The following is a 21,009-nucleotide window of genomic DNA, read 5'->3' as shown; positions in this document are numbered from 1 at the left end:
CGCCTGTGGGCAAGGTAGTAGTTTTGACCTGGCGTTATTTTTAATGAAAGGAACCATAATGAAACTACACATTACTGTACTGGCGTCATCTCTGGCGCTGGCGATGCCGGCACTGGCGAAAGATATTCCCCTGTCCCAGGCGGAGTCGATAGCGAAAAGCGTGACGCCCGACTCGGCGAGCGTCGCCTTTAATGACCTTGAGGCTCAATGGCTGACACAGTTGCGTAAGGCATTACAAGGCGATACCGCCGCGTTGACTCGCGACGCCCTGGCTCAGATGCGACAGAATTCCATCCAGGCGGATAATGCCTGGTTACAGGCTAGCGGTTATGATTTTCATACTACTGAGAATCAACAGATGGGGATTACCCTACTTTCCGCCTTCAATACATTGCCGGAAGCAGTATTGAAAGACAATCTGGCGACGGTGACGGCGATTAATCACGATGCCGATGTTAATACCCGTCACCAGGCGCTGGCGGATGCGGAAAGCGTGGAGTATCTCTATTTCCTGAGCGACGCAATGGGGCCACGGCTGGGGCGGGCATTTCTCGCCGCTTATGATAAAGGTGAGTTGGGCAAAGCGGCAGCGTTGATTAAAGCCTCGGAAGTCAGCACCGGCGCGGCGAAAAAATATTTTCATTACCCGCGTCCTTACCAGGTGCCGGGTAATACTATCCATTTGACGCCGGATGATGTGGTGGTAAAAGATGGTCATCCTTATACCGCAGGTGGCGGTGCTTTTCCCAGCGGACACACGAATACCGGTTATACGGATGCGCTGTTGATGGCGGAAATGATCCCGGAACGCTTTGATGCGCTGGTGATTCGTGGCGCGCGTTATGGCTATTCTCGCCTGGTCCTTGGCGTACACTATCCGCTGGATGTGATGGGCGCGCGGATGGTCGCGCAGCGTAATGTCGCGCATTATCTTAACGATCCGTATTATCGTACGTTATTCAACGAAGCTCGCGCTCAACTGCGCGAGGCGCTGGTGAAAGAGTGCGGTACGACGATTGTCGAATGCGCGGCATCGGCCGGAAAAGACGATCCGTACCGCGCTCCGGCTATGCATACCTTCTACCGCTTCACCATGACTTATAACCTGCCGCAACAGAAAGGCGAGCATCAGTCGTTGAAAATACCAAAAGGCGCCGATGTTCTGCTACAGACAGCGCTGCCGAACCTGTCGCCAGCGCAGCGTCAGGCGTTAATGGAAGAGACGGCGTTACCGGCAGGATATCCGTTGTCGGGCGAGACCGAGGATCAACAGTTCTGGCAGCGTCTGGATCTGTCCGCTGCTTACGAGATGGCGAGAAAAACGCGCTGACGTTGTCACCCGGCTTATAAAACGTAAGCCGGGATGATGTTAAAGGGGCGGCTTATTGCAGCGATACCCACGTCTGTACGCTGTCCATCATTGAAATTCCCCTTACTATCCCCCATTCTAGATCTCATCGCGAGAGCGCCAAAAGCGCGCTCCACTCACCTTCTTCTACAGGACTGCGCATATGACCAATCCATTACTAACGTCTTTTTCACTGCCGCCTTTTTCTGCAATTAAACCGGAGCATGTGGTGCCTGCGGTCACCAAAGCGTTGGCCGATTGCCGGGCGGCGGTAGAAGGCGTTGTGGCGCATGGCGCGCCGTATAGCTGGGAGAACCTCTGCCAGCCGTTGGCGGAAGCCGACGATGTTCTGGGGCGTATTTTCTCGCCAATTAGCCACTTAAACTCGGTGAAAAATAGTCCGGAGCTGCGTGAAGCCTACGAACAGACGCTGCCGCTGCTGTCTGAATACAGCACCTGGGTTGGGCAACATGAAGGATTGTACAATGCGTACCGCGACCTGCGCGACGGCGATCATTACGCCACTCTGAATACCGCGCAGAAGAAAGCGGTTGATAACGCGCTGCGTGATTTTGAACTGTCCGGCATCGGTCTGCCGAAAGAGAAACAGCAGCGTTACGGCGAAATCGCCACTCGCCTGTCTGAGCTGGGCAACCAGTACAGCAATAATGTGCTCGATGCCACCATGGGCTGGACGAAGCTCATCACCGACGAAGCCGAGCTGGCGGGAATGCCGGAAAGCGCGCTCGCCGCCGCTAAAGCCCAGGCGGAAGCCAAAGAGCAGGAAGGTTACCTGCTGACCCTGGATATCCCGAGCTATCTGCCGGTCATGACCTACTGCGACAACCAGGCGTTGCGCGAAGAGATGTATCGCGCCTATTCCACTCGCGCCTCCGATCAGGGGCCGAACGCGGGGAAATGGGATAACAGCCCGGTGATGGAAGAAATTCTTGCGCTGCGCCATGAACTGGCGCAACTGCTGGGCTTCGAAAATTATGCCCATGAATCGCTGGCCACCAAGATGGCGGAAAATCCGCAGCAGGTGCTCGATTTCTTAACCGATCTGGCGAAACGCGCTCGTCCGCAGGGGGAAAAAGAGCTGGCCCAGCTGCGCGCCTTCGCCAAAGCCGAATTTGGCGTTGAGGAGCTGCAACCGTGGGATATCGCGTACTACAGTGAAAAGCAAAAACAGCACCTGTACAGCATCAGCGATGAGCAGCTACGTCCGTACTTCCCGGAAAACAAAGCCGTGAATGGCCTGTTTGAAGTGGTGAAACGTATTTACGGCATCACCGCCAAAGAGCGTACTGACGTTGATGTCTGGCACCCGGAAGTGCGTTTCTTTGAACTGTATGACGAAAATAACGAGCTGCGCGGCAGCTTCTACCTTGACCTGTACGCACGCGAACACAAACGCGGCGGGGCGTGGATGGACGACTGTGTCGGCCAGATGCGTAAGGCGGACGGCACATTGCAAAAGCCGGTCGCTTATCTGACCTGTAATTTTAACCGTCCGGTGAACGGTAAACCCGCTCTGTTTACCCATGACGAAGTGATCACCCTGTTCCACGAGTTTGGTCATGGCCTGCATCATATGCTGACCCGCATTGAGACCGCCGGGGTCTCCGGTATCAGCGGCGTGCCGTGGGACGCGGTCGAACTGCCAAGCCAGTTTATGGAAAACTGGTGCTGGGAGCCGGAAGCGCTGGCGTTTATCTCCGGCCACTATGAAACCGGCGAGCCGTTGCCGAAGGAACTGCTGGATAAAATGCTGGCGGCGAAAAACTATCAGGCGGCGCTGTTTATTCTGCGTCAACTGGAGTTCGGTTTGTTTGATTTCCGTCTGCATGCGGAATTTAATCCGCAGCAAGGGGCGAAAATTCTTGAGACGCTCTTTGAAATTAAAAAACAGGTCGCCGTGGTGCCGTCACCGACATGGGGCCGCTTCCCACACGCGTTCAGCCATATCTTTGCTGGCGGCTATGCAGCAGGCTACTACAGCTATCTGTGGGCCGACGTACTGGCGGCGGACGCTTATTCCCGCTTTGAGGAGGAAGGCATTTTCAACCGTGAGACCGGTCAGTCGTTCCTTGATAACATCCTGACTCGCGGTGGTTCTGAAGAGCCGATGGAACTCTTTAAACGCTTCCGTGGCCGTGAACCACAACTGGACGCGATGCTGGAGCATTACGGGATTAAAGGCTGATTTTACGTGCAAATCTGCTTAATGGATGAAACGGGCGCCACAGACGGCGCCTTATCTGTTCTGGCTGCCCGCTGGGGACTGGAGCATGACGAAGACAACCCGATGGCGCTGGTATTGACGCCGCAACATCTGGAGCTGCGCAAGCGCGACGAACCGAAGCTCGGCGGTATTTTTGTCGATTTTGTCGGCGGCGCGATGGCCCATCGACGTAAGTTCGGCGGCGGGCGCGGCGAAGCGGTGGCGAAAGCCGTTGGTATCAAAGGCGATTATCTGCCGGACGTGGTTGATGCCACGGCCGGACTGGGGCGCGATGCGTTTGTGCTGGCATCCGTCGGTTGCCGCGTGCGGATGCTGGAGCGTAATCCGGTGGTCGCCGCGTTGCTCGACGACGGTCTGACGCGCGGCTACGCCGATGCGGACATCGGTCCGTGGTTGCAGCAACGTTTGCAGTTGATTCATGCTTCCAGCCTGACGGCGTTAACCGATATCACGCCGCGCCCGCAGGTGGTCTACCTCGATCCGATGTTTCCTCACCGGCAGAAAAGCGCGCTGGTAAAGAAAGAGATGCGGGTATTTCAGTCGTTGGTGGGGCCGGATCTCGACGCCGACGGACTGCTGGAACCGGCGCGTCAGTTGGCGACCAAACGCGTGGTGGTCAAACGTCCCGATTATGCGCCGCCGCTGGCGGATGTCGCGACGCCCAACGCCATCGTTACCAAAGGGCATCGGTTTGATATTTATGCCGGAACCCCTCTGACGGAGTAACGGATTGCCCGATGGCGTTGCGCTTATCGGGCCTACGATTCTCAATTATTTGTAGGCCGGATAAGGCGTAAGCCGCATCCGGCACTGAGTATTACTGTTCGGTATCTGGCGTATTAATCATTCGGTTTAACCACGGCACCATAATGGCCATCACCACGGTGACCGCCAGCGTTACCAGACCAATTTTGCTAAAGACGCCGGTATAAATTGGCAGCGTCTGCAACGGATCGGTGATGTTTTCCGGTACGGCAGTGAAGGTCGCCACATAACCGCCGAGCAGGAAGGCGGCGGCCTGGGTCAGGAACCACATTCCCAGAATAAAACCCATCAGATGCTGCGGCACCAGAGCGGCGACCATTGCCAGCCCCAGCGCGCTAATCAGCAGCTCGCCCAGACTCTGGAACAGATACACCAGCACGATAAACCACGGCGACGTCAATCCTTGCGCATCGGCAAACCACATCCCGGCGGCGGCGGCGGTCAGAAAACCCAGCGCGCAGAGGAACATGCCGAGCGTAAACTTCATCGGCATAGTCAGATCTTTGCCTTTGCTACCCAGTCGGGTGTAAATCGCTGCCAGTACCGGACTGGCGACGACCACCCAGAATGGGTTCAGCGCCTGAAAACTCACCGGGTTAATGGCGAATCCAAGAATTTCATGATGTACGTTATTAATCGCAAAGAAGTTCAGCGAGGTAGGCATCTGCGCATACAGAATGTAAAACAGCACGGCTTCAATCATCAGAATAAACGCCACGAACATTTTATTGCGGCCGGTTTTATCCAGACGAAACGCTTCGCGAAAGAAGAAAATAGTGACGACGATAGAAAGGACGATGAGCACCAGATTGGCAATCTTAACGTTGTGCATCAGCCAGGCGCAGAGGAAAATCATGACGACGGTGCCGAGCAGTACCAGCAGCAAATTACGAAAACGTAGCGGTTTATGATCCGGTTCAGAACCGATATTTTTCACCATGCCACGGCAGGCGAAGTACACCAGAAGCGCAACAATTAAACCAGCGCCGCACAGATTATAGGTCACCGCATAGCCAAATTTATCGGCAATCACCGGCGCCAGCGATAGCGATAACAAAGAACCGATGTTAATCGACATATAAAACAGGGTGAAAGCGCCATCCAGCCGGGGATCTTTAGGCTGATAGCATTTAGAGAGCAGGCTGGCGGGATTGGCTTTAAATAACCCGTTGCCCACGGCAATCGTACCCAGTGCGATAAAAATCAGATCGGGATTTAATAGCGACATGCCGGTCATAAAATAGCCAATCGCCAGCACAATCGCGCCCAGGACCAGGGTGCGTTTAGTCCCTAACAGATGGTCGCCAACATAGCCGCCGATGGAGATCAGGCCATAAACCAGCGCCGCAAAAGCGCCAAAGGTAATAAAGGCCTGTTCCTGAGAAAAACCCAATTGTTTAACGAAAAAGACCGCCAGGATGCCCTGGACGCCGTAATAGCCAAATCGTTCCCATAATTCTACAAAAAAGATCATGAAAAATGGACGAGGTTGCTGCAGCAAGCCCGTAGGTGCAGTTGTATTCATATTCCTTCGCCTTTTAATGCCATCCCGAAACGTATGAGCGCGTATATCAAAACGCGCCGAAAAGACTTACCCTGATATAGACTGCGGTTATTAGCCTGATCAATAGGTTATTATACAAATGATACGCAAACTAATTAGTGGATCACACTAATTATGTTTGGTGTGATGGAATGATGTACTGAGTACTGCGAAGAAGGGGGGATAAACAAAACGCCCACATAAGCGGGCGTTGTTGTTGAGAGCCGGAATTTGCCTGATGGTTCAGGCCAACCTGATTGACTATAGACCAGATGCGGTCTTAGCCGCCAGCCGGCACGGCAAGTATTACTCTTCTTCGTCGCGCAGCGGAACAATCAGCATGTCAACGTGAACGGTGTTGATCAGCTGGCGCGCAGAAGACATCAGTTTGCTCCAGAAGTCCTGGTGATGACCGCAAACGACCAGATCCATATCGTATTTCTTGATGGCGTCAACCAGCACCTGACCCAAATCGCCGCTACCGCTCAGGGTTTCAGTGATAGGGTAGCCAGCGTTGGTAGACAGCTCGGTCAGCGCGTGGTGGGTTTCTTCGGAGATACGTTTCTGCATATCGCCCAGATTGACGTCAATCAGACCGGTGTACAGGTCTGAATAATTCACGTCAACGTGGATGAGGGAGATTTTCGCGTTGTAGGGGCGCGCCATAGAGACCGCTTTTTCAACCAGAACTTTACTTTCCGGGGAGAGATCAACTGCGATAAGAATGTGTTTATAAGCCATAGTGTTACTCCTTCCATAAGTTGTCGATGACCATTGAGCTACTGGCGTTTCTTATGCCGCCGCGTCACCCGCGTCCTGCGAACTCTATGCGCGGGGCTAGCTCAGCCGTTTACCATAACTATCCTTACATTATAGCGACCAGGATAATCCGTCAATCTGCCTTGCTTGCCAGCTAGTTAAACAAAATTTTCAGGGAATTGCATTGATAGTGATTAACCTTCTGGTAAAAAAATTAACTGATCTCCTACAATGTGTATAAGAGCCGTTCGAATGCGGAGCGCTAATATGGACGGCTTTCGTAGTACTCTTTCACTGATTGTCTGGCAGGGTATCGGGGAGCGGTAGTCCCGGAGAGGAACTCCGTGGGCGGGTCGCCGGGGAGGAGATATGATAAGCACCGTCTCACTATTCTGGGCTTTATGTGTCGTTTGCATTGTTAATATGGCGCGCTATTTCTCATCGCTACGCGCACTGTTAGTGGTACTTCGTGGTTGCGATCCTTTGCTCTATCAATATGTCGATGGCGGCGGCTTCTTTACCACGCATGGTCAGCCCAACAAACAGGTGCGCCTGGTATGGTATATCTACGCTCAGCGCTATCGCGATCATCATGATGAAGAATTTATTCGCCGTTGTGAACGCGTGCGCCGCCAGTTTCTGCTGACCAGCGCGTTATGCGGTTTGGTGGTGGTGAGCTTGATTGCGCTCATGATTTGGCACTGAATAAAAAAAGCGGGCCAGTTTCCTGACCCGCTTGTGTTAGATAAGCCTCCCGGATGACGCCGCTTGTAGCGGCCTGTCAGGCCTGTGTTGCTTCATTCTGACAGGCCGGATTAGCGACAGCGCTATCCGGCCCATTTGGCTTAAATAATCTTCAGGGAAAGCCAGTACAGCACGCCAGAAAGAATAATCGCCGCCGGTAACGTAAATACCCAGGCCATCAGAATGCTGGTCACGGTTTTACGCTGCAACCCGCCGCCATCAACGACCATGGTTCCCGCCACTGAAGAGGAGAGTACGTGAGTGGTAGAAACTGGCATACCGGTGTAGCTGGCAAGACCGATAGAGACTGCCGCCGTCATCTGCGCCGACATTCCCTGCGCATACGTCATGCCTTTTTTACCAATTTTCTCGCCGATAGTGGTCGCCACGCGACGCCAGCCGATCATCGTACCAATACCCAGCGCCAACGCCACTGCCATAATGATCCACACCGGCGCATACTCAATGGTGCTTAACATATCGGTCTTCAGCTTTTTCAGCAGGCGCTGGTCATCGCTGCTTACGCCAGGCAGTTTCACGACTTTGTCGGTCGTGTCGGAAATGCACAGCATAATGCGACGCAACTGGCTACGCTGTTCAACGCTTAACTTGTCGTAGCTTTCCACGTTTGCCAGCATCCCTTTCGCACGGTTAAGCGCGTTAATGGTGTTAGCCGGATGGCAGTGGAATTCAGTCGGTTCAGTTGCGCCCGGTTCCGGAGAGGGAATCAGTTGGTCAACGCCGGTGACGGCTTTCAGCAGGTCAGGACGCTGCTCAAAGTACGTTTCGACATTGTTGATAGCATCGCGCGTACGGGTGATTTCGTAGCTGGAGGCATTCATATTGACCACGAAACCCGCAGGCGCGACGCCAATCAGCACCAGCATGACCAGGCCAATGCCTTTCTGACCATCGTTCGCGCCATGCGAAAACGCCACGCCGATAGCTGAGAGGATCAGCGCGATACGCGTCCAGAACGGCGGCTTTTTCTTGCCGTCTTTCTTTTCACGTTCGGCTGGCGTCAGGTGGATACGGGCGCGTTTCTTAGTACCGCTCCAGTAGCGGCGCAGCAAGAAAATCAGACCGCCGGCGAATACCAGACCGACAATAGGGGAGATAATGAGTGAACCGAAAATATTGATAACTTTCGGGATGTTAAGCGCATCCACCACTGACGTGCCGGTCATCATCGCATTGGTTAAACCGATGCCGATAATGGCGCCAATCAGCGTGTGGGAACTGGACGCCGGCAACCCGAAATACCAGGTACCGAGGTTCCAGATAATCGCCGCCAGCAACATGGAAAAGACCATAGCGAGGCCGTGCGCGGAACCCATGTTGAGCAGGAGATCCGTCGGTAGCATATGCACAATGGCATACGCCACGCTGAGACCCCCCAGCAAAACGCCAAAAAAGTTAAACACCGCCGCCATGACAACCGCCAGCTGCGAACGCATCGCACGGGTGTAAATCACGGTTGCGACTGCATTGGCTGTGTCATGGAAGCCGTTAATCGCTTCGTAGAACAGCACAAAAGCCAGAGCAAGCAATAATAAAAGCCCGGTATGTAAATCCAGGCCAGCAAACAAATGTAGCATAGGACGTTACGCCATTTTGAGGACATGAACGCGGCGCATTATCAGTGACTTTGGCGGCGCGGGCAAAGTGAAATATAGACTTTTTTTGATGTACTTCGTGCTTTGTTTGATATCACTAAAGAATTATCTTATATATTTCAGATAAATACCATTTTCAGGCGCTTTTCGCGCTGGTGCGACCACTGAGGAAACTTTACAATTCCCGCCCGAATTTGAGAGAGGAAGGCGACGTGGAAAGGTTTGATGCCGTTATTATAGGCGCTGGCGCAGCGGGCATGTTTTGCGCCGCGCAGGCAGGACAGGCGGGTAGCCGCGTGCTGCTCGTCGATAATGGCAAGAAGCCAGGACGTAAAATCCTCATGTCCGGCGGTGGACGCTGCAACTTTACTAATCTTTATGTTGAGCCTGCTGCGTATTTGAGCCAGAACCCCCATTTTTGCAAATCAGCATTAGCCCGCTATACCCAGTGGGACTTTATCGATCTGGTCGGCAGGTATGGGATAGCCTGGCATGAGAAAACGCTGGGACAGCTTTTTTGCGATGATTCCGCCCAACGCATTGTCGATATGCTGGTTGCCGAGTGCGACAAAGGCGGCGTAACGATGCGCCTGCGTAGCGAGGTACTGAGCGTCGAGCGTGATGAGTCGGGTTTCATACTGGCGCTGAACGGCGAGACGGTGACTACGCAAAAGCTGGTGATTGCCAGCGGCGGCCTGTCGATGCCGGGGCTTGGCGCATCGCCGTTTGGCTATAAAATCGCCGAACAGTTTGGTCTCAAGGTGTTGCCGACGCGCGCCGGGCTGGTGCCCTTTACGCTGCATAAGCCGCTGTTAGAACAGCTCCAGACGCTGTCTGGCGTCTCTGTGCCCTGCGTGATTACCGCCCGCAATGGCACGGTATTTCGGGAAAACCTACTTTTTACCCATCGTGGGCTGTCCGGCCCCGCTGTTTTACAGATTTCCAGCTACTGGCAACCGGGCGAGTTAGTGAGCATTAACTTATTGCCGGACCTCTCGCTGGAAGACGTTCTCAATGAACAGCGTAACGCGCACCCGAACCAGAGTCTGAAGAACACGCTGGCGATGCATTTGCCGAAACGGTTGGTGGAGTGTTTACAACAGTTGGGGCACATCCCGGATGTATCGCTCAGGCAGTTGAACGTTCGTGACCAGCAGGCGTTAGTTGACACGCTTACGGCCTGGCAAGTGCAGCCTAACGGCACCGAAGGCTATCGGACAGCGGAAGTGACGCTGGGCGGCGTGGATACAAACGAACTATCATCGCGGACTATGGAAGCGCGCCGCGTGCCGGGTCTCTATTTTATCGGCGAAGTGATGGACGTCACCGGCTGGTTGGGCGGCTATAACTTCCAGTGGGCGTGGTCGAGCGCCTGGGCCTGCGCGCAGGATTTGGCGGCAAAACGCTAAGTACCATTACAAACAATAAGCGAATAGACATCCCGGACAGAGGTGTTAGTATCGATTTATAGCAGTTATGAGTATGCGTGTTTCATTTACGGCCAGGAACGCTGATGATGACAACATTACTCCCTCTTTTCCGGGTACCTACATCATTCACTCCCTTTGACGGCGAGCGCTTCATCGGCGTCTGTTCGTCGTCTGGCCCCTTTTCTTTTTTCATTCTTATCCCGAATGGAAACCCCCGCTGAGCGCACGCCCGGCGGACTTTGTGACACGCATGGTTAGACAACAGGGATTACGGCGGGTCGATTATGGACAAAATGAAGCGTCATCTGGTGTGGTGGGGAGCGGGGATTCTTGTGGCGGTGGCCGCGATAGCCTGGTGGATGCTGCGCCCTGCGGGAATACCGGAGGGGTTTGCCGCCAGCAACGGCAGAATTGAAGCCACCGAAGTGGATATTGCCACTAAGATTGCCGGGCGTATTGATACCATCCTCGTTTCGGAAGGGCAGTTCGTTCGTCAGGGCGAGGTGCTGGCGAAAATGGATACCCGCGTGCTGCAGGAGCAGCGGCTGGAGGCGATTGCGCAGATTAAAGAGGCCGAGAGCGCAGTTGCCGCCGCCCGCGCCTTGCTGGAGCAACGCCAGAGTGAAATGCGCGCCGCGCAGTCGGTCGTCAAACAGCGGGAAGCTGAGCTGGACTCCGTCTCTAAACGTCACGTGCGTTCCCGTTCGCTGTCGCAGCGTGGCGCGGTATCTGTACAACAGTTAGATGACGATCGCGCGGCGGCGGAAAGCGCGCGCGCCGCCCTGGAGACCGCCAAAGCGCAGGTATCTGCGGCAAAAGCGGCGATTGAGGCGGCGCGTACCAGTATTATCCAGGCGCAAACGCGCGTGGAAGCGGCGCAGGCGACCGAGCGGCGTATTGTCGCCGACATCGACGACAGCGAATTAAAAGCGCCGCGCGATGGACGCGTGCAGTACCGCGTTGCGGAGCCGGGCGAAGTGTTATCGGCTGGCGGCCGGGTGTTGAACATGGTCGATCTCAGCGACGTTTATATGACATTTTTCCTGCCGACCGAACAGGCGGGGTTGTTGAAGATCGGCGGCGAAGCGCGACTGGTGCTGGACGCCGCGCCGGATCTGCGTATTCCGGCGACGATCAGTTTTGTCGCCAGCGTGGCGCAGTTCACGCCCAAAACCGTGGAAACCCACGATGAACGGCTGAAGCTGATGTTCCGCGTCAAAGCGCGTATTCCGCCAGAGCTGCTGCGACAGCATCTGGAATATGTCAAAACCGGTTTGCCGGGAATGGCCTGGGTTCGTCTGGATGAGCGCGTGCCCTGGCCTGACGCTCTAAGCGTGAGGCTGTCGCAATGACGTCGCTGACGCTGGTGCCTGTTCCTCCCGTGGCGCAGCTTGAGGGGGTGAGCCAGCATTACGGAAAAACGGTCGCGCTGAACAATATCACGCTGGACATTCCCGCCCGTAGTATGGTCGGGCTGATTGGTCCGGACGGGGTGGGTAAGTCGAGCCTGCTGTCGCTGATTTCTGGCGCGCGGGTGATTGAGCAAGGGAACGTTATCGTCCTGGGCGGCGATATGCGCGATGCGAAACATCGCCGCGACGTCTGTCCGCGCATCGCCTGGATGCCGCAGGGGCTGGGGAAAAACCTTTATCACACGTTATCGGTTTATGAGAACGTCGATTTTTTCGCTCGTCTCTTTGGTCATGACAAAGCTGAACGCGAAGCGCGTATTACCGAGCTGCTGAACAGCACCGGCCTGGCGCCGTTTCGTGACCGTCCTGCCGGGAAGCTGTCCGGTGGGATGAAACAAAAGCTGGGGTTGTGCTGTGCGCTGATTCATGACCCGGAATTGCTGATTCTTGATGAGCCTACCACCGGCGTGGACCCGCTCTCCCGCGCTCAGTTCTGGGACTTAATCGACAGTATCCGCCAACGGCAGACCAATATGAGCGTGTTGGTCGCAACGGCCTATATGGAAGAGGCGGAGCGTTTTGACTGGCTGGTGGCGATGAATGCGGGCGAGATACTGGCAACCGGCAGCGCGCAGCAACTGCGGGCAAAAACCCATAGCGCGACGCTGGAACAGGCGTTTATCGCCCTGTTGCCAGAAGCGCAGCGCCAGGCTCATAAGCCTGTGGTGATCCCGCCGTATCACGCTGAGCAGGAAGAGATTGCCATTGAGGCGAAAGATCTGACCATGCGCTTCGGTAAGTTCGTCGCGGTTGACCATGTTAATTTCCGCATTCCGCGCGGCGAGATTTTTGGCTTCCTCGGTTCAAACGGTTGCGGCAAATCGACCACCATGAAAATGCTGACCGGTCTGCTTCCCGCCAGCGAAGGCCAGGCCTGGCTATTTGGCCAGCCGGTAGACCCGAACGACATCGATACCCGTCGCCGGGTCGGGTATATGTCGCAGGCTTTTTCGCTCTATAACGAACTCACCGTGCGGCAGAATCTGGAACTTCATGCCCGCCTGTTTCATATTCCGCCAGCGGAGATCCCGGCGCGTGTCGCGCAGATGATCGAACGCTTTATGCTAACGGAGGTGGAAGATACGCTCCCCGCTTCGTTACCGCTCGGTATCCGCCAGCGTTTATCGCTGGCGGTAGCGGTGATCCATCGCCCGGAAATGCTGATTCTTGATGAGCCAACGTCCGGCGTTGATCCGGTCGCCAGGGATATGTTCTGGCAGCTTATGGTCGATCTTTCGCGTCAGGATAAGGTGACGATTTTTATCTCGACCCATTTTATGAACGAAGCGGAACGTTGCGACCGAATGTCATTGATGCACGCCGGTAAAGTGCTCGCCAGCGGTACGCCGCAGGAATTGGTGCAACAGCGGGGCGCGGCCAATCTGGAAGCGGCGTTTATTTCCTGGCTACAGGAAGCTGCGGGAGCGGCGCCTGAAACCCCAATACCGCCATCCCAGACGCCTGCCGCGTCAGGTAAACCGTCGCGGCAGGGATTGAGCTTCCGGCGTTTGTTCAGCTACAGTCGCCGCGAAGCGCTGGAGCTACGCCGCGATCCGGTACGTTCCACGCTGGCGCTGCTGGGAACGGTAATTCTGATGTTGATTATGGGCTATGGCATCAGTATGGACGTGGAGAACCTGCGTTTTGCCGTACTCGATCGCGATCAAACCGTCAGTAGCCAGGCATGGTCGCTCAATCTGGCGGGATCGCGCTATTTTATCGAACAGCCGCCGCTCGCCAGCTATGACGAGCTTGACCGGCGGATGCGTTCGGGAGAGTTGGCGGTTGCCATTGAGATCCCGCCTAATTTTGGCCGCGATATTGCTCGCGGTACGCCAGCGCAGATTGGCGTCTGGGTGGATGGCGCCATGCCCAGCCGCGCCGAGACGGTGAAGGGGTATGTTCAGGCGATGCACCAAAGCTGGCTGCAGGAGGCGGCAAGTCGTCAGCCGAACCCGGTTAAACAGACCGGGCTGCTCAACATTGAAACGCGCTATCGTTATAACCCGGATGTGAAAAGTCTGCCCGCTATCGTTCCGGCGGTCATTCCGCTGCTGCTCATGATGATCCCGTCAATGCTTAGCGCCCTGAGCGTGGTGCGGGAGAAAGAGCTGGGGTCGATGATTAATCTGTACGTAACGCCGACGACGCGCAGCGAATTTTTGCTGGGTAAACAACTGCCGTATATCGCGCTGGGTATGCTGAACTTCTTGCTACTGTGCGCGCTGTCGGTCTTTGTGTTCGGCGTGCCGCTGAAAGGCAGCTTTCTCACGCTTACCCTCGCGGCGCTACTTTACGTCATCATCGCCACCGGTCTGGGGCTGCTGATCTCTACGTTTATGAAGAGCCAAATCGCCGCTATTTTTGGGACGTCGATTATTACCCTCATTCCGGCAACACAATTTTCCGGCATGATCGATCCGGTGGCTTCGCTGGAAGGACCGGGAAGATGGATCGGCGAGATCTACCCGACCAGCCATTTTCTGACGATCGCGCGCGGGACGTTTTCCAAAGCGTTGGATCTGTCCGATCTCTGGCCGTTATTTATGCCGTTACTGATTGCCGTCCCGGTGGTGATGGGTCTGAGCATTCTGCTGCTGAAAAAACAGGAGGGGTAATGCGCGGATTACGTAATATTTATAACCTCGGCGTCAAAGAACTGCGCAGTCTGCTGGGCGACAAAGCGATGCTGGCGCTGATCGTCTTCGCCTTTACGATTTCGGTTTACTCCTCCGCTACCGTCCTGCCCGGTTCGTTGCATCTTGCCCCTATCGCCATCGCCGATATGGATCAGTCACAGTTGTCGAACCGTATTGTGAATAGTTTTTACCGCCCGTGGTTTCTGCCGCCGGAGATGATTACGGCAACGGAAATGGATGCCGGACTGGATGCCGGACGCTATACCTTTGCGGTCAATATTCCGCCGAATTTCCAGCGTGATGTGCTGGCCGGACGTCAGCCTGATATTCAGGTTAACGTCGATGCGACGCGCATGAGCCAGGCGTTTACCGGCAACAGTTATATCCAGAATATTATTAGCGGCGAGGTCAACAGCTTTGTGGCGCGCGCGCGGGGAGATAACGTTCAGCCGGTGTCGCTGGAGATTCGGATGCGCTTTAACCCAAATCTGGACCCGGCGTGGTTTGGCGGCGTGATGGCGATTATCAACAACATTACCATGCTGGCGATAGTGCTGACCGGATCGGCGCTGATCCGCGAGCGAGAACACGGCACGGTAGAGCATCTGTTGGTGATGCCGGTCACGCCCTTTGAGATCATGATGGCAAAAGTATGGTCGATGGGGCTGGTCGTGCTGGTGGTCTCCGGTTTGTCTTTGATGCTGATGGTGAAAGGCGTACTTGGCGTACCGATTGAAGGATCGATCCCATTGTTTATGTTGGGCGTAGCGCTGAGCCTGTTCGCCACCACTTCAATTGGGATTTTTATGGGCACCATCGCCCGTTCGATGCCGCAGCTGGGGTTATTAATGATTCTGGTACTGTTGCCGCTACAAATGCTTTCCGGCGGTTCCACGCCGCGCGAAAGTATGCCGCAGGCGGTGCAGGATATTATGCTGACCATGCCGACGACGCATTTTGTCAGCCTTGCCCAGGCTATTCTTTATCGCGGCGCAGGTTTGAGCATCGTCTGGCCGCAGTTCCTGACCCTGCTGGCGATAGGCGGCGTGTTCTTCCTGATAGCGCTGTTACGCTTCAGAAAAACGATTGGCACAATGGCGTAAACATTATTGCCGGAGGGCGGCTGCGCCTTATCTGGCCTACAAACGACAGACGTGCGAGCGTAGGCCGGGCAAGCGAAGCGCCCCCGGCAAGGCGCTGGGGCGTTAGTCTTCTTTCGGCAAACACTGCAAGTGGCCGTGGCGCACGCCGCGCTGGGCGATAACATCATCGGCAAAATGCTGTACGTCGCCCATATCGCCCTTCAGAACGGCGATCTCCAGACAGTCATCGTGGTTGATATGGACGTGCAGCGTGGCGACGGATAAATCATGATGATGATGCTGGGTGGAGACGATGCGGCTGGCTAAATCCCGTTTCTCATGTTCATAAACATATGAAAGTACCGCGAAACCTTGTGTACCGTGTTCCTGGGTGGCCTCCTGCGCCAGAGCGCCGCGCAGAATATCACGGATCGCTTCGGAGCGATTGTTATAGCCGCGTCGCTGGCTCAGGCTGTCCAGCGTTTCCAGTAAATCGTCATCGAGGGTGATGGTGACACGTTGCATCTGACTTAAACCTTTTGGTATGGCGCGTCGGCGCATGGGAAGCTCCGCATTTTGTAACACACGTCCGCCGCCAGAGGGAAAAATTAATGTGTCATAACGCTTTTGTTATCGTCTGCGGCGTCAGCGTAAACGGTGTGGGGGTACAGACTGCCAGACTGAGCGTATCGAGCTGACACTGGCTGACCGACAAGGCAGAGGGCAACGTGCTGTCCACGCTGACGATTTGCCAGGCGCTGCCGCCGCGTTGTTTTACGATGGCTTCTTTACGCGTCCAGATACGCCAGAAGGCCGCCAGTTGTCGCTCCGGACGTTCCGCTTCCATTTCAGCATGTTCGCCGAGGCTGAATACCGCATTTGCCAGCGAACGCCAGTTATCGCGCGGGCGGATCACTTCAATATCGCAGCCGACTTCACCTTCGTCGCTAAGCAACAGAGCAATAGTGTCGCCGCTATGGCTGAGGTTAAACCACAGCGGCGTTCCGGCGGAAAAAGCCGGTTTACCCTGTTCGCCATACACCATCTCCGGTAGCGGCGAGAGCGCACGGGAAAGCAGCACGCGCCCGGCCAGCCAGCTTGCCCGGCGAACGCCCTGCGGTGCCTGAGCGATTAACGCGTCGGGCAATTGACCTGCGCTTAATGTTGACACTTTTCCCAGAACGATCTGGTACATATCAGGACCAACGTTGCCTATGAAGAAGAGGAGATTGTAGCATCTGTCGCCTCATCCCGGTAAACGGCTTTTCGGTCGGCCTGGCCCCAGCAAGATCGCCAGTTTGCTGCCGCCTTTAGTAGTTTCCATCCAGATTTTGCAGACGCTGGTCAAAGGAACGGACAAGAGCATCCCGACCGGGCCTAATAGCCATCCCCAGACCAATAACGAAAGAAATACCACCAGCGTGGACATTCCCAGACGATGGCCCATCATGCGTGGCTCCATAATGTTGCCAATCACCATATGGACCACCAAAAAGAGCGCGCCGACCAGTACGCACTCGTAAAAACCGTTAAATAACAGCGCCTGAATCATGGGGGGAACGGCGGAAATCACCGAGCCGATATTAGGAACGTAATTGAGCAAAAAGGCCAGTACGCCCCACATTAGCGCAAACTGAATATCCATTAACGCCAGTCCCAGCCAGATAATCGCGCCCGTCCATAAACTGAGCAGCGTTTTCAGCGCCAGATAATGCGAGACGCCTTTCAGGGCGCGGTGCAGGCCGGCAATATGGATTTGTGGATTGTTTAGCGCGAAACGTAATTTATAAGGCACGTGACGCACCTCAAACAGCATAAAAACCACGGTCATCACCAGCAGCACAATGCTTGCCATCGCGCCCGATACGCCGGTCATTAATGTTGTGGTGAAGAGCATGATTTTATCGGAATCCATCCCGCGGAGCATACGTTCCGGCGACATATGTAAATTCAGGAAGGGCATTAACTCCTGAAGGTGTAAGACCTTACGCGTCAGCTCCTTGCTGTATTTAGGCAGCATAGCGATAAATTCATTAAGCGATGCAGCAAGTACACCCACCAGCGCGGTAAGCACGATCAGCATGACGACCACCACGATAGTAATCGCCAGCGGTCGCTTCACGCCCCGACGAATAAACCAGGTCACTAATGGATTAAGAACAATGGCAAAAAAGAGCGCCAGCAAGAGTTGTACAATAATATCCGCCGCGGCATGAATCCCGGCGAGAATAATAACCAGGGAGGCCAGTTTCAGCAGAATATGCATACCCGTTTTGTCGGGTTGAGCGGTTGCCATGAAGTTTTCCTTGTTGTGTTTTTTTCTAAGTGTAGCGGCTGCCCTGATACCGATAATCTGAATCTCACTACTGATTTTCACCGCGCGCCATGATAGAAAAGAAAACATGTTGTAAAAATGCGGTGATACTCATGCCCGAACCCGTCGCTGAACCGGCGCTAAACGGATTGCGCCTCAATCTGCGTATTGTCTCCATTGTGATGTTTAACTTTGCCAGCTACCTGACCATCGGCCTGCCGCTCGCCGTCTTGCCCGGCTATGTACATGATGCGATGGGATTCAGCGCGTTCTGGGCGGGGCTTATTATCAGCCTGCAATACTTCGCCACTCTGTTAAGCCGTCCCCATGCCGGGCGGTATGCGGATGTATTAGGGCCGAAAAAAATCGTTGTCTTTGGCTTATGCGGCTGTTTTTTAAGCGGACTCGGCTACCTGCTGGCGGATATCGCCAGCGCCTGGCCGCTGATCAGTTTGTTGCTACTGGGGCTGGGTCGCGTGATTTTGGGGATTGGGCAAAGTTTTGCCGGCACCGGTTCGACACTGTGGGGCGTCGGCGTCGTCGGGTCGTTGCATATTGGTCGGGTCATCTCCTGGAACGGTATCGTCACCTACGGTGCAATGGCGATGGGCGCGCCGCTGGGCGTGCTGTGTTATGCCTGGGGCGGGTTACAGGGACTGGCGCTAACGGTGATGGGCGTGGCGCTGTTGGCGATACTGTTAGCGCTTCCACGTCCGTCGGTGAAGGCGAACAAAGGCAAGCCGCTGCCGTTTCGCGCGGTGCTGGGGCGTGTCTGGCTGTATGGTATGGCGTTGGCGCTGGCCTCGGCAGGGTTTGGCGTCATCGCGACGTTTATTACCTTATTTTATGATGCTAAAGGTTGGGATGGCGCCGCCTTTGCGCTCACGTTATTTAGCGTCGCGTTTGTCGGCACGCGTTTGCTGTTCCCTAACGGCATCAATCGTTTAGGCGGGTTGAATGTCGCCATGATCTGCTTTGGCGTGGAGATTATTGGTCTGTTACTGGTGGGGACGGCAGCCATGCCGTGGATGGCAAAAATCGGCGTTTTACTCACGGGGATGGGGTTTTCGCTGGTCTTTCCGGCGCTGGGCGTGGTGGCCGTCAAAGCCGTGCCGCCGCAGAACCAGGGTGCGGCGCTGGCGACCTATACCGTCTTTATGGATATGTCTTTGGGGGTGACCGGGCCGCTGGCGGGGCTGGTGATGACCTGGGCGGGCGTGCCGGTGATTTATCTGGCGGCGGCCGGGCTGGTAGCGATGGCGCTATTGCTGACCTGGCGCTTAAAAAAACGGCCTCCGTCTGCACTGCCGGAGGCCGCATCATCGTCGTAAAGGTTATTTAACAACCAACGTATTGATGATGTTTTCAGCCGTGGTTTGCGCTTTTTGCTGATTGTCCGCAGGCAGCGTGACCTGAATCGTCAGCAATTGGTTATCCACTTTGCCCAGCACGATGGAAGAGTACGCCGTCTGGCCTTTCGCGGAGATAATGCTGTCCAGTTGTTGCAACGTATGGCCTTTGAGCTCAATAGACTTATTGGTGACGACCTGAAGCTGCGGGTCGCGGCTACGCTGTTGCTCAAGCAGGCGGTTCGCCAGCACCGGCAACGCTTCATCGGTATTATCGCCGACGATAACAATCACCGCTTTCTGGCCCGTCGGGTCAGAATAAACGTGCATATTATTCGCCTGGGTGCCCAGCTTACCGCTTTGATCGGTCATATCCGCCGGCAGTGAGAAACTGAGTTTGCCATCCATCAGGCTGATGGGCTGACCGGAGGCCTGGCTTTCTGCGGCGGCGCTTTCTGCCGACGCTTTTGTATCGTTGTTATCACAGGCCGCAAGCCCCATAACCAGCAGGCCAATACCGGCATATTTAACCAAATTGCGCATTGACTTCTTCCTTTCGATAAACGGCCATAACGGCTCATTCGCTCATCTTATCACAACTCGGAAAACGAACCTTTAACTTGCCGGTAATGGGGAAATTTCAGATTTATCTGCCAGCTTTTTCAGCAACATATTCAGTAGAACGCCGTACATCGGCAGGAAGAAAATAATGCTGATGAGCACCTTAAAGCAATAATCCACCAGCGCAATTTCCATCCAGTGCTCGGCCATAAAGGCATCGGGGCTTCGCCAGAACGCAATGAAGAAAAAGGCAAGGGTATCGCTGATATTGCCAAACAGCGTTGAAGCGGTCGGCGCCAGCCACCAGCGACGATTTTGGCGCAGGCGGTTAAACACATGGACATCAAGGATCTGTCCCAGCGCGTAGGCCATAAAGCTGGCGGCGGCGATACGGGCGACAAACAGATTAAAGTTCGCCAACGCGGCGAAACCTTGCCAGGCGCCCATATAGAACAGCGATGACACCACATACGACACCAGCAGCGCGGGGATCATGACGGCGAAGATAATGCGGCGCGCCAGCGGTGCGCCAAAAATACGCACGGTAAGATCGGTGGCGAGAAAAATAAAAGGAAAACTAAACGCGCCCCAGGTCGTGTGGAAACCAAAAATAGTGATGGGGAGCTGCACCAGATAGTTACTGGAAATGATCACCAGTAAATGGAATAGCGATAGCCAGAACAACGCTTTTATGCGCTGTGATTGTGTAAACGGAGTCATATTGTGACCTTTTTGTTGGATGGGGTGAGGGAACCCAATAAAGAACCGCCGCATAATACTGTTTTGCGCTGGCATTGCAATGGCTAATTTTCACGCAATCGTTAACCTGCCTGGCTTACTGACGAAGATGGGCGTAAAATATCGCCGTTTTTCTACCATTGAGACGAAGATGAGCGATCTGTTTTCCTCCCCTGACCATACGCTTGACGCCCTGGGGCTGCGTTGCCCTGAACCGGTAATGATGGTGCGCAAAACGGTGCGCAACATGCAAACTGGCGAAACATTGCTGATTATCGCCGACGATCCGGCGACAACGCGTGATATTCCGGGGTTCTGTACCTTTATGGAACACGATTTGCTGGCGCAAGAGACGGAGGGTCTGCCGTACCGCTATTTATTGCGTAAAGCGCATTAACCGCACG

The 21,009-nt window shown here is 54.9% G+C and carries 18 protein-coding genes; 10 read left to right on the top strand and 8 right to left on the bottom strand.

Annotated features, from left to right (window positions below; all coding sequences use genetic code 11):
- The first annotated feature begins 58 nt into the window (after window positions 1-58).
- The 3 genes from J4645_RS18985 (at window position 59) to rsmJ (ending at window position 4,319) form a co-directional block, all read left to right on the top strand.
- Complete coding sequence (locus J4645_RS18985) at window positions 59-1,330, top strand: phosphatase PAP2 family protein (protein WP_000766149.1); 1,272 nt, start codon at window positions 59-61, stop codon at window positions 1,328-1,330.
- Window positions 1,331-1,511: 181 nt separating this feature from the next.
- Entirely contained in the window at window positions 1,512-3,554 is a 2,043-nt protein-coding gene (gene prlC / locus J4645_RS18980; protein WP_000184178.1) for an oligopeptidase A, read from the top strand.
- A gap of 6 nt (window positions 3,555-3,560) precedes the next feature.
- Window positions 3,561-4,319, top strand: a complete 759-nt coding sequence (rsmJ, locus tag J4645_RS18975) for a 16S rRNA (guanine(1516)-N(2))-methyltransferase RsmJ (RefSeq protein ID WP_001165130.1) — start codon at window positions 3,561-3,563, stop codon at window positions 4,317-4,319.
- A 91-nt stretch (window positions 4,320-4,410) separates the two neighbouring features.
- Here the strand turns inward: rsmJ and dtpB are convergent, their stop codons facing one another.
- Window positions 4,411-5,883 carry a dipeptide/tripeptide permease DtpB gene (gene dtpB / locus J4645_RS18970; protein ID WP_001098274.1) on the bottom strand — a complete coding sequence of 491 codons (1,473 nt, stop codon included), beginning with the start codon at window positions 5,881-5,883 and terminating at the stop codon, window positions 4,411-4,413.
- Between the two features lie 324 nt (window positions 5,884-6,207).
- Window positions 6,208-6,642: a universal stress protein UspA gene (gene uspA, locus J4645_RS18965; RefSeq protein ID WP_000323565.1), complete on the bottom strand. Its 435-nt coding sequence runs from the start codon at window positions 6,640-6,642 to the stop codon at window positions 6,208-6,210.
- Between the two features lie 387 nt (window positions 6,643-7,029).
- Between uspA and uspB the strand changes: the two genes are divergently transcribed.
- Window positions 7,030-7,365 carry a universal stress protein UspB gene (gene uspB, locus J4645_RS18960; RefSeq protein ID WP_000626193.1) on the top strand — a complete coding sequence of 112 codons (336 nt, stop codon included), beginning with the start codon at window positions 7,030-7,032 and terminating at the stop codon, window positions 7,363-7,365.
- A 140-nt stretch (window positions 7,366-7,505) separates the two neighbouring features.
- Here uspB and pitA read toward each other — a convergent pair whose 3' ends face one another.
- Complete coding sequence (pitA, locus tag J4645_RS18955) at window positions 7,506-9,002, bottom strand: inorganic phosphate transporter PitA (protein ID WP_000902764.1); 1,497 nt, start codon at window positions 9,000-9,002, stop codon at window positions 7,506-7,508.
- A gap of 230 nt (window positions 9,003-9,232) precedes the next feature.
- Between pitA and J4645_RS18950 the strand changes: the two genes are divergently transcribed.
- From J4645_RS18950 to J4645_RS18935, 4 genes are all read left to right on the top strand, one after another.
- Complete coding sequence (locus J4645_RS18950; protein ID WP_000439244.1) at window positions 9,233-10,429, top strand: NAD(P)/FAD-dependent oxidoreductase; 1,197 nt, start codon at window positions 9,233-9,235, stop codon at window positions 10,427-10,429.
- Window positions 10,430-10,734: 305 nt separating this feature from the next.
- Window positions 10,735-11,802 (top strand): HlyD family efflux transporter periplasmic adaptor subunit, encoded by a 1,068-nt coding sequence (locus J4645_RS18945; RefSeq protein WP_000359836.1) that lies wholly within the window; start codon window positions 10,735-10,737, stop codon window positions 11,800-11,802.
- Entirely contained in the window at window positions 11,799-14,540 is a 2,742-nt protein-coding gene (rbbA, locus tag J4645_RS18940; protein WP_000202924.1) for a ribosome-associated ATPase/putative transporter RbbA, read from the top strand. Before J4645_RS18945 ends, rbbA begins: the two co-directional genes overlap by 4 nt.
- A complete protein-coding gene (locus J4645_RS18935; RefSeq protein ID WP_001214750.1) occupies window positions 14,540-15,664 on the top strand; it encodes an ABC transporter permease in 1,125 nt (374 codons plus the stop codon). Before rbbA ends, J4645_RS18935 begins: the two co-directional genes overlap by 1 nt.
- A gap of 102 nt (window positions 15,665-15,766) precedes the next feature.
- Here the strand turns inward: J4645_RS18935 and nikR are convergent, their stop codons facing one another.
- From nikR to J4645_RS18920, 3 genes are all read right to left on the bottom strand, one after another.
- On the bottom strand, window positions 15,767-16,168 hold the full coding sequence (gene nikR / locus J4645_RS18930; protein ID WP_001190057.1) for a nickel-responsive transcriptional regulator NikR: 402 nt from the start codon (window positions 16,166-16,168) through the stop codon (window positions 15,767-15,769).
- Between the two features lie 91 nt (window positions 16,169-16,259).
- A complete protein-coding gene (gene acpT / locus J4645_RS18925) occupies window positions 16,260-16,838 on the bottom strand; it encodes a 4'-phosphopantetheinyl transferase AcpT (RefSeq protein WP_000284366.1) in 579 nt (192 codons plus the stop codon).
- A gap of 51 nt (window positions 16,839-16,889) precedes the next feature.
- The gene (locus tag J4645_RS18920) at window positions 16,890-17,939 is read right to left on the bottom strand and encodes an AI-2E family transporter (RefSeq protein WP_000179588.1); all 1,050 of its coding nucleotides are present in this window, start codon (window positions 17,937-17,939) and stop codon (window positions 16,890-16,892) included.
- 89 nt (window positions 17,940-18,028) lie between these two features.
- On the opposite strand from J4645_RS18920, the gene J4645_RS18915 reads away from it, so the two are divergent.
- The gene (locus J4645_RS18915) at window positions 18,029-19,288 is read left to right on the top strand and encodes an MFS transporter (RefSeq protein ID WP_077905455.1); all 1,260 of its coding nucleotides are present in this window, start codon (window positions 18,029-18,031) and stop codon (window positions 19,286-19,288) included.
- Window positions 19,289-19,291: 3 nt separating this feature from the next.
- Here J4645_RS18915 and J4645_RS18910 read toward each other — a convergent pair whose 3' ends face one another.
- Window positions 19,292-19,849, bottom strand: a complete 558-nt coding sequence (locus J4645_RS18910) for a DcrB family lipoprotein (protein WP_001245278.1) — start codon at window positions 19,847-19,849, stop codon at window positions 19,292-19,294.
- A gap of 72 nt (window positions 19,850-19,921) precedes the next feature.
- Complete coding sequence (locus J4645_RS18905; protein WP_001531644.1) at window positions 19,922-20,587, bottom strand: 7-cyano-7-deazaguanine/7-aminomethyl-7-deazaguanine transporter; 666 nt, start codon at window positions 20,585-20,587, stop codon at window positions 19,922-19,924.
- A 169-nt stretch (window positions 20,588-20,756) separates the two neighbouring features.
- On the opposite strand from J4645_RS18905, the gene tusA reads away from it, so the two are divergent.
- Complete coding sequence (tusA, locus tag J4645_RS18900; RefSeq protein ID WP_001541054.1) at window positions 20,757-21,002, top strand: sulfurtransferase TusA; 246 nt, start codon at window positions 20,757-20,759, stop codon at window positions 21,000-21,002.
- Window positions 21,003-21,009 lie beyond the last annotated feature (7 nt).

Source organism: Salmonella sp. 32082101201600294FB01SM01, from assembly GCF_017572865.1.
Classification (GTDB): Bacteria; Pseudomonadota; Gammaproteobacteria; order Enterobacterales; family Enterobacteriaceae; genus Salmonella; species Salmonella enterica.
The sequence above is the reverse complement of the archived record's forward strand: the minus strand, read 5'-3'. Positions and strand labels throughout refer to the sequence as shown.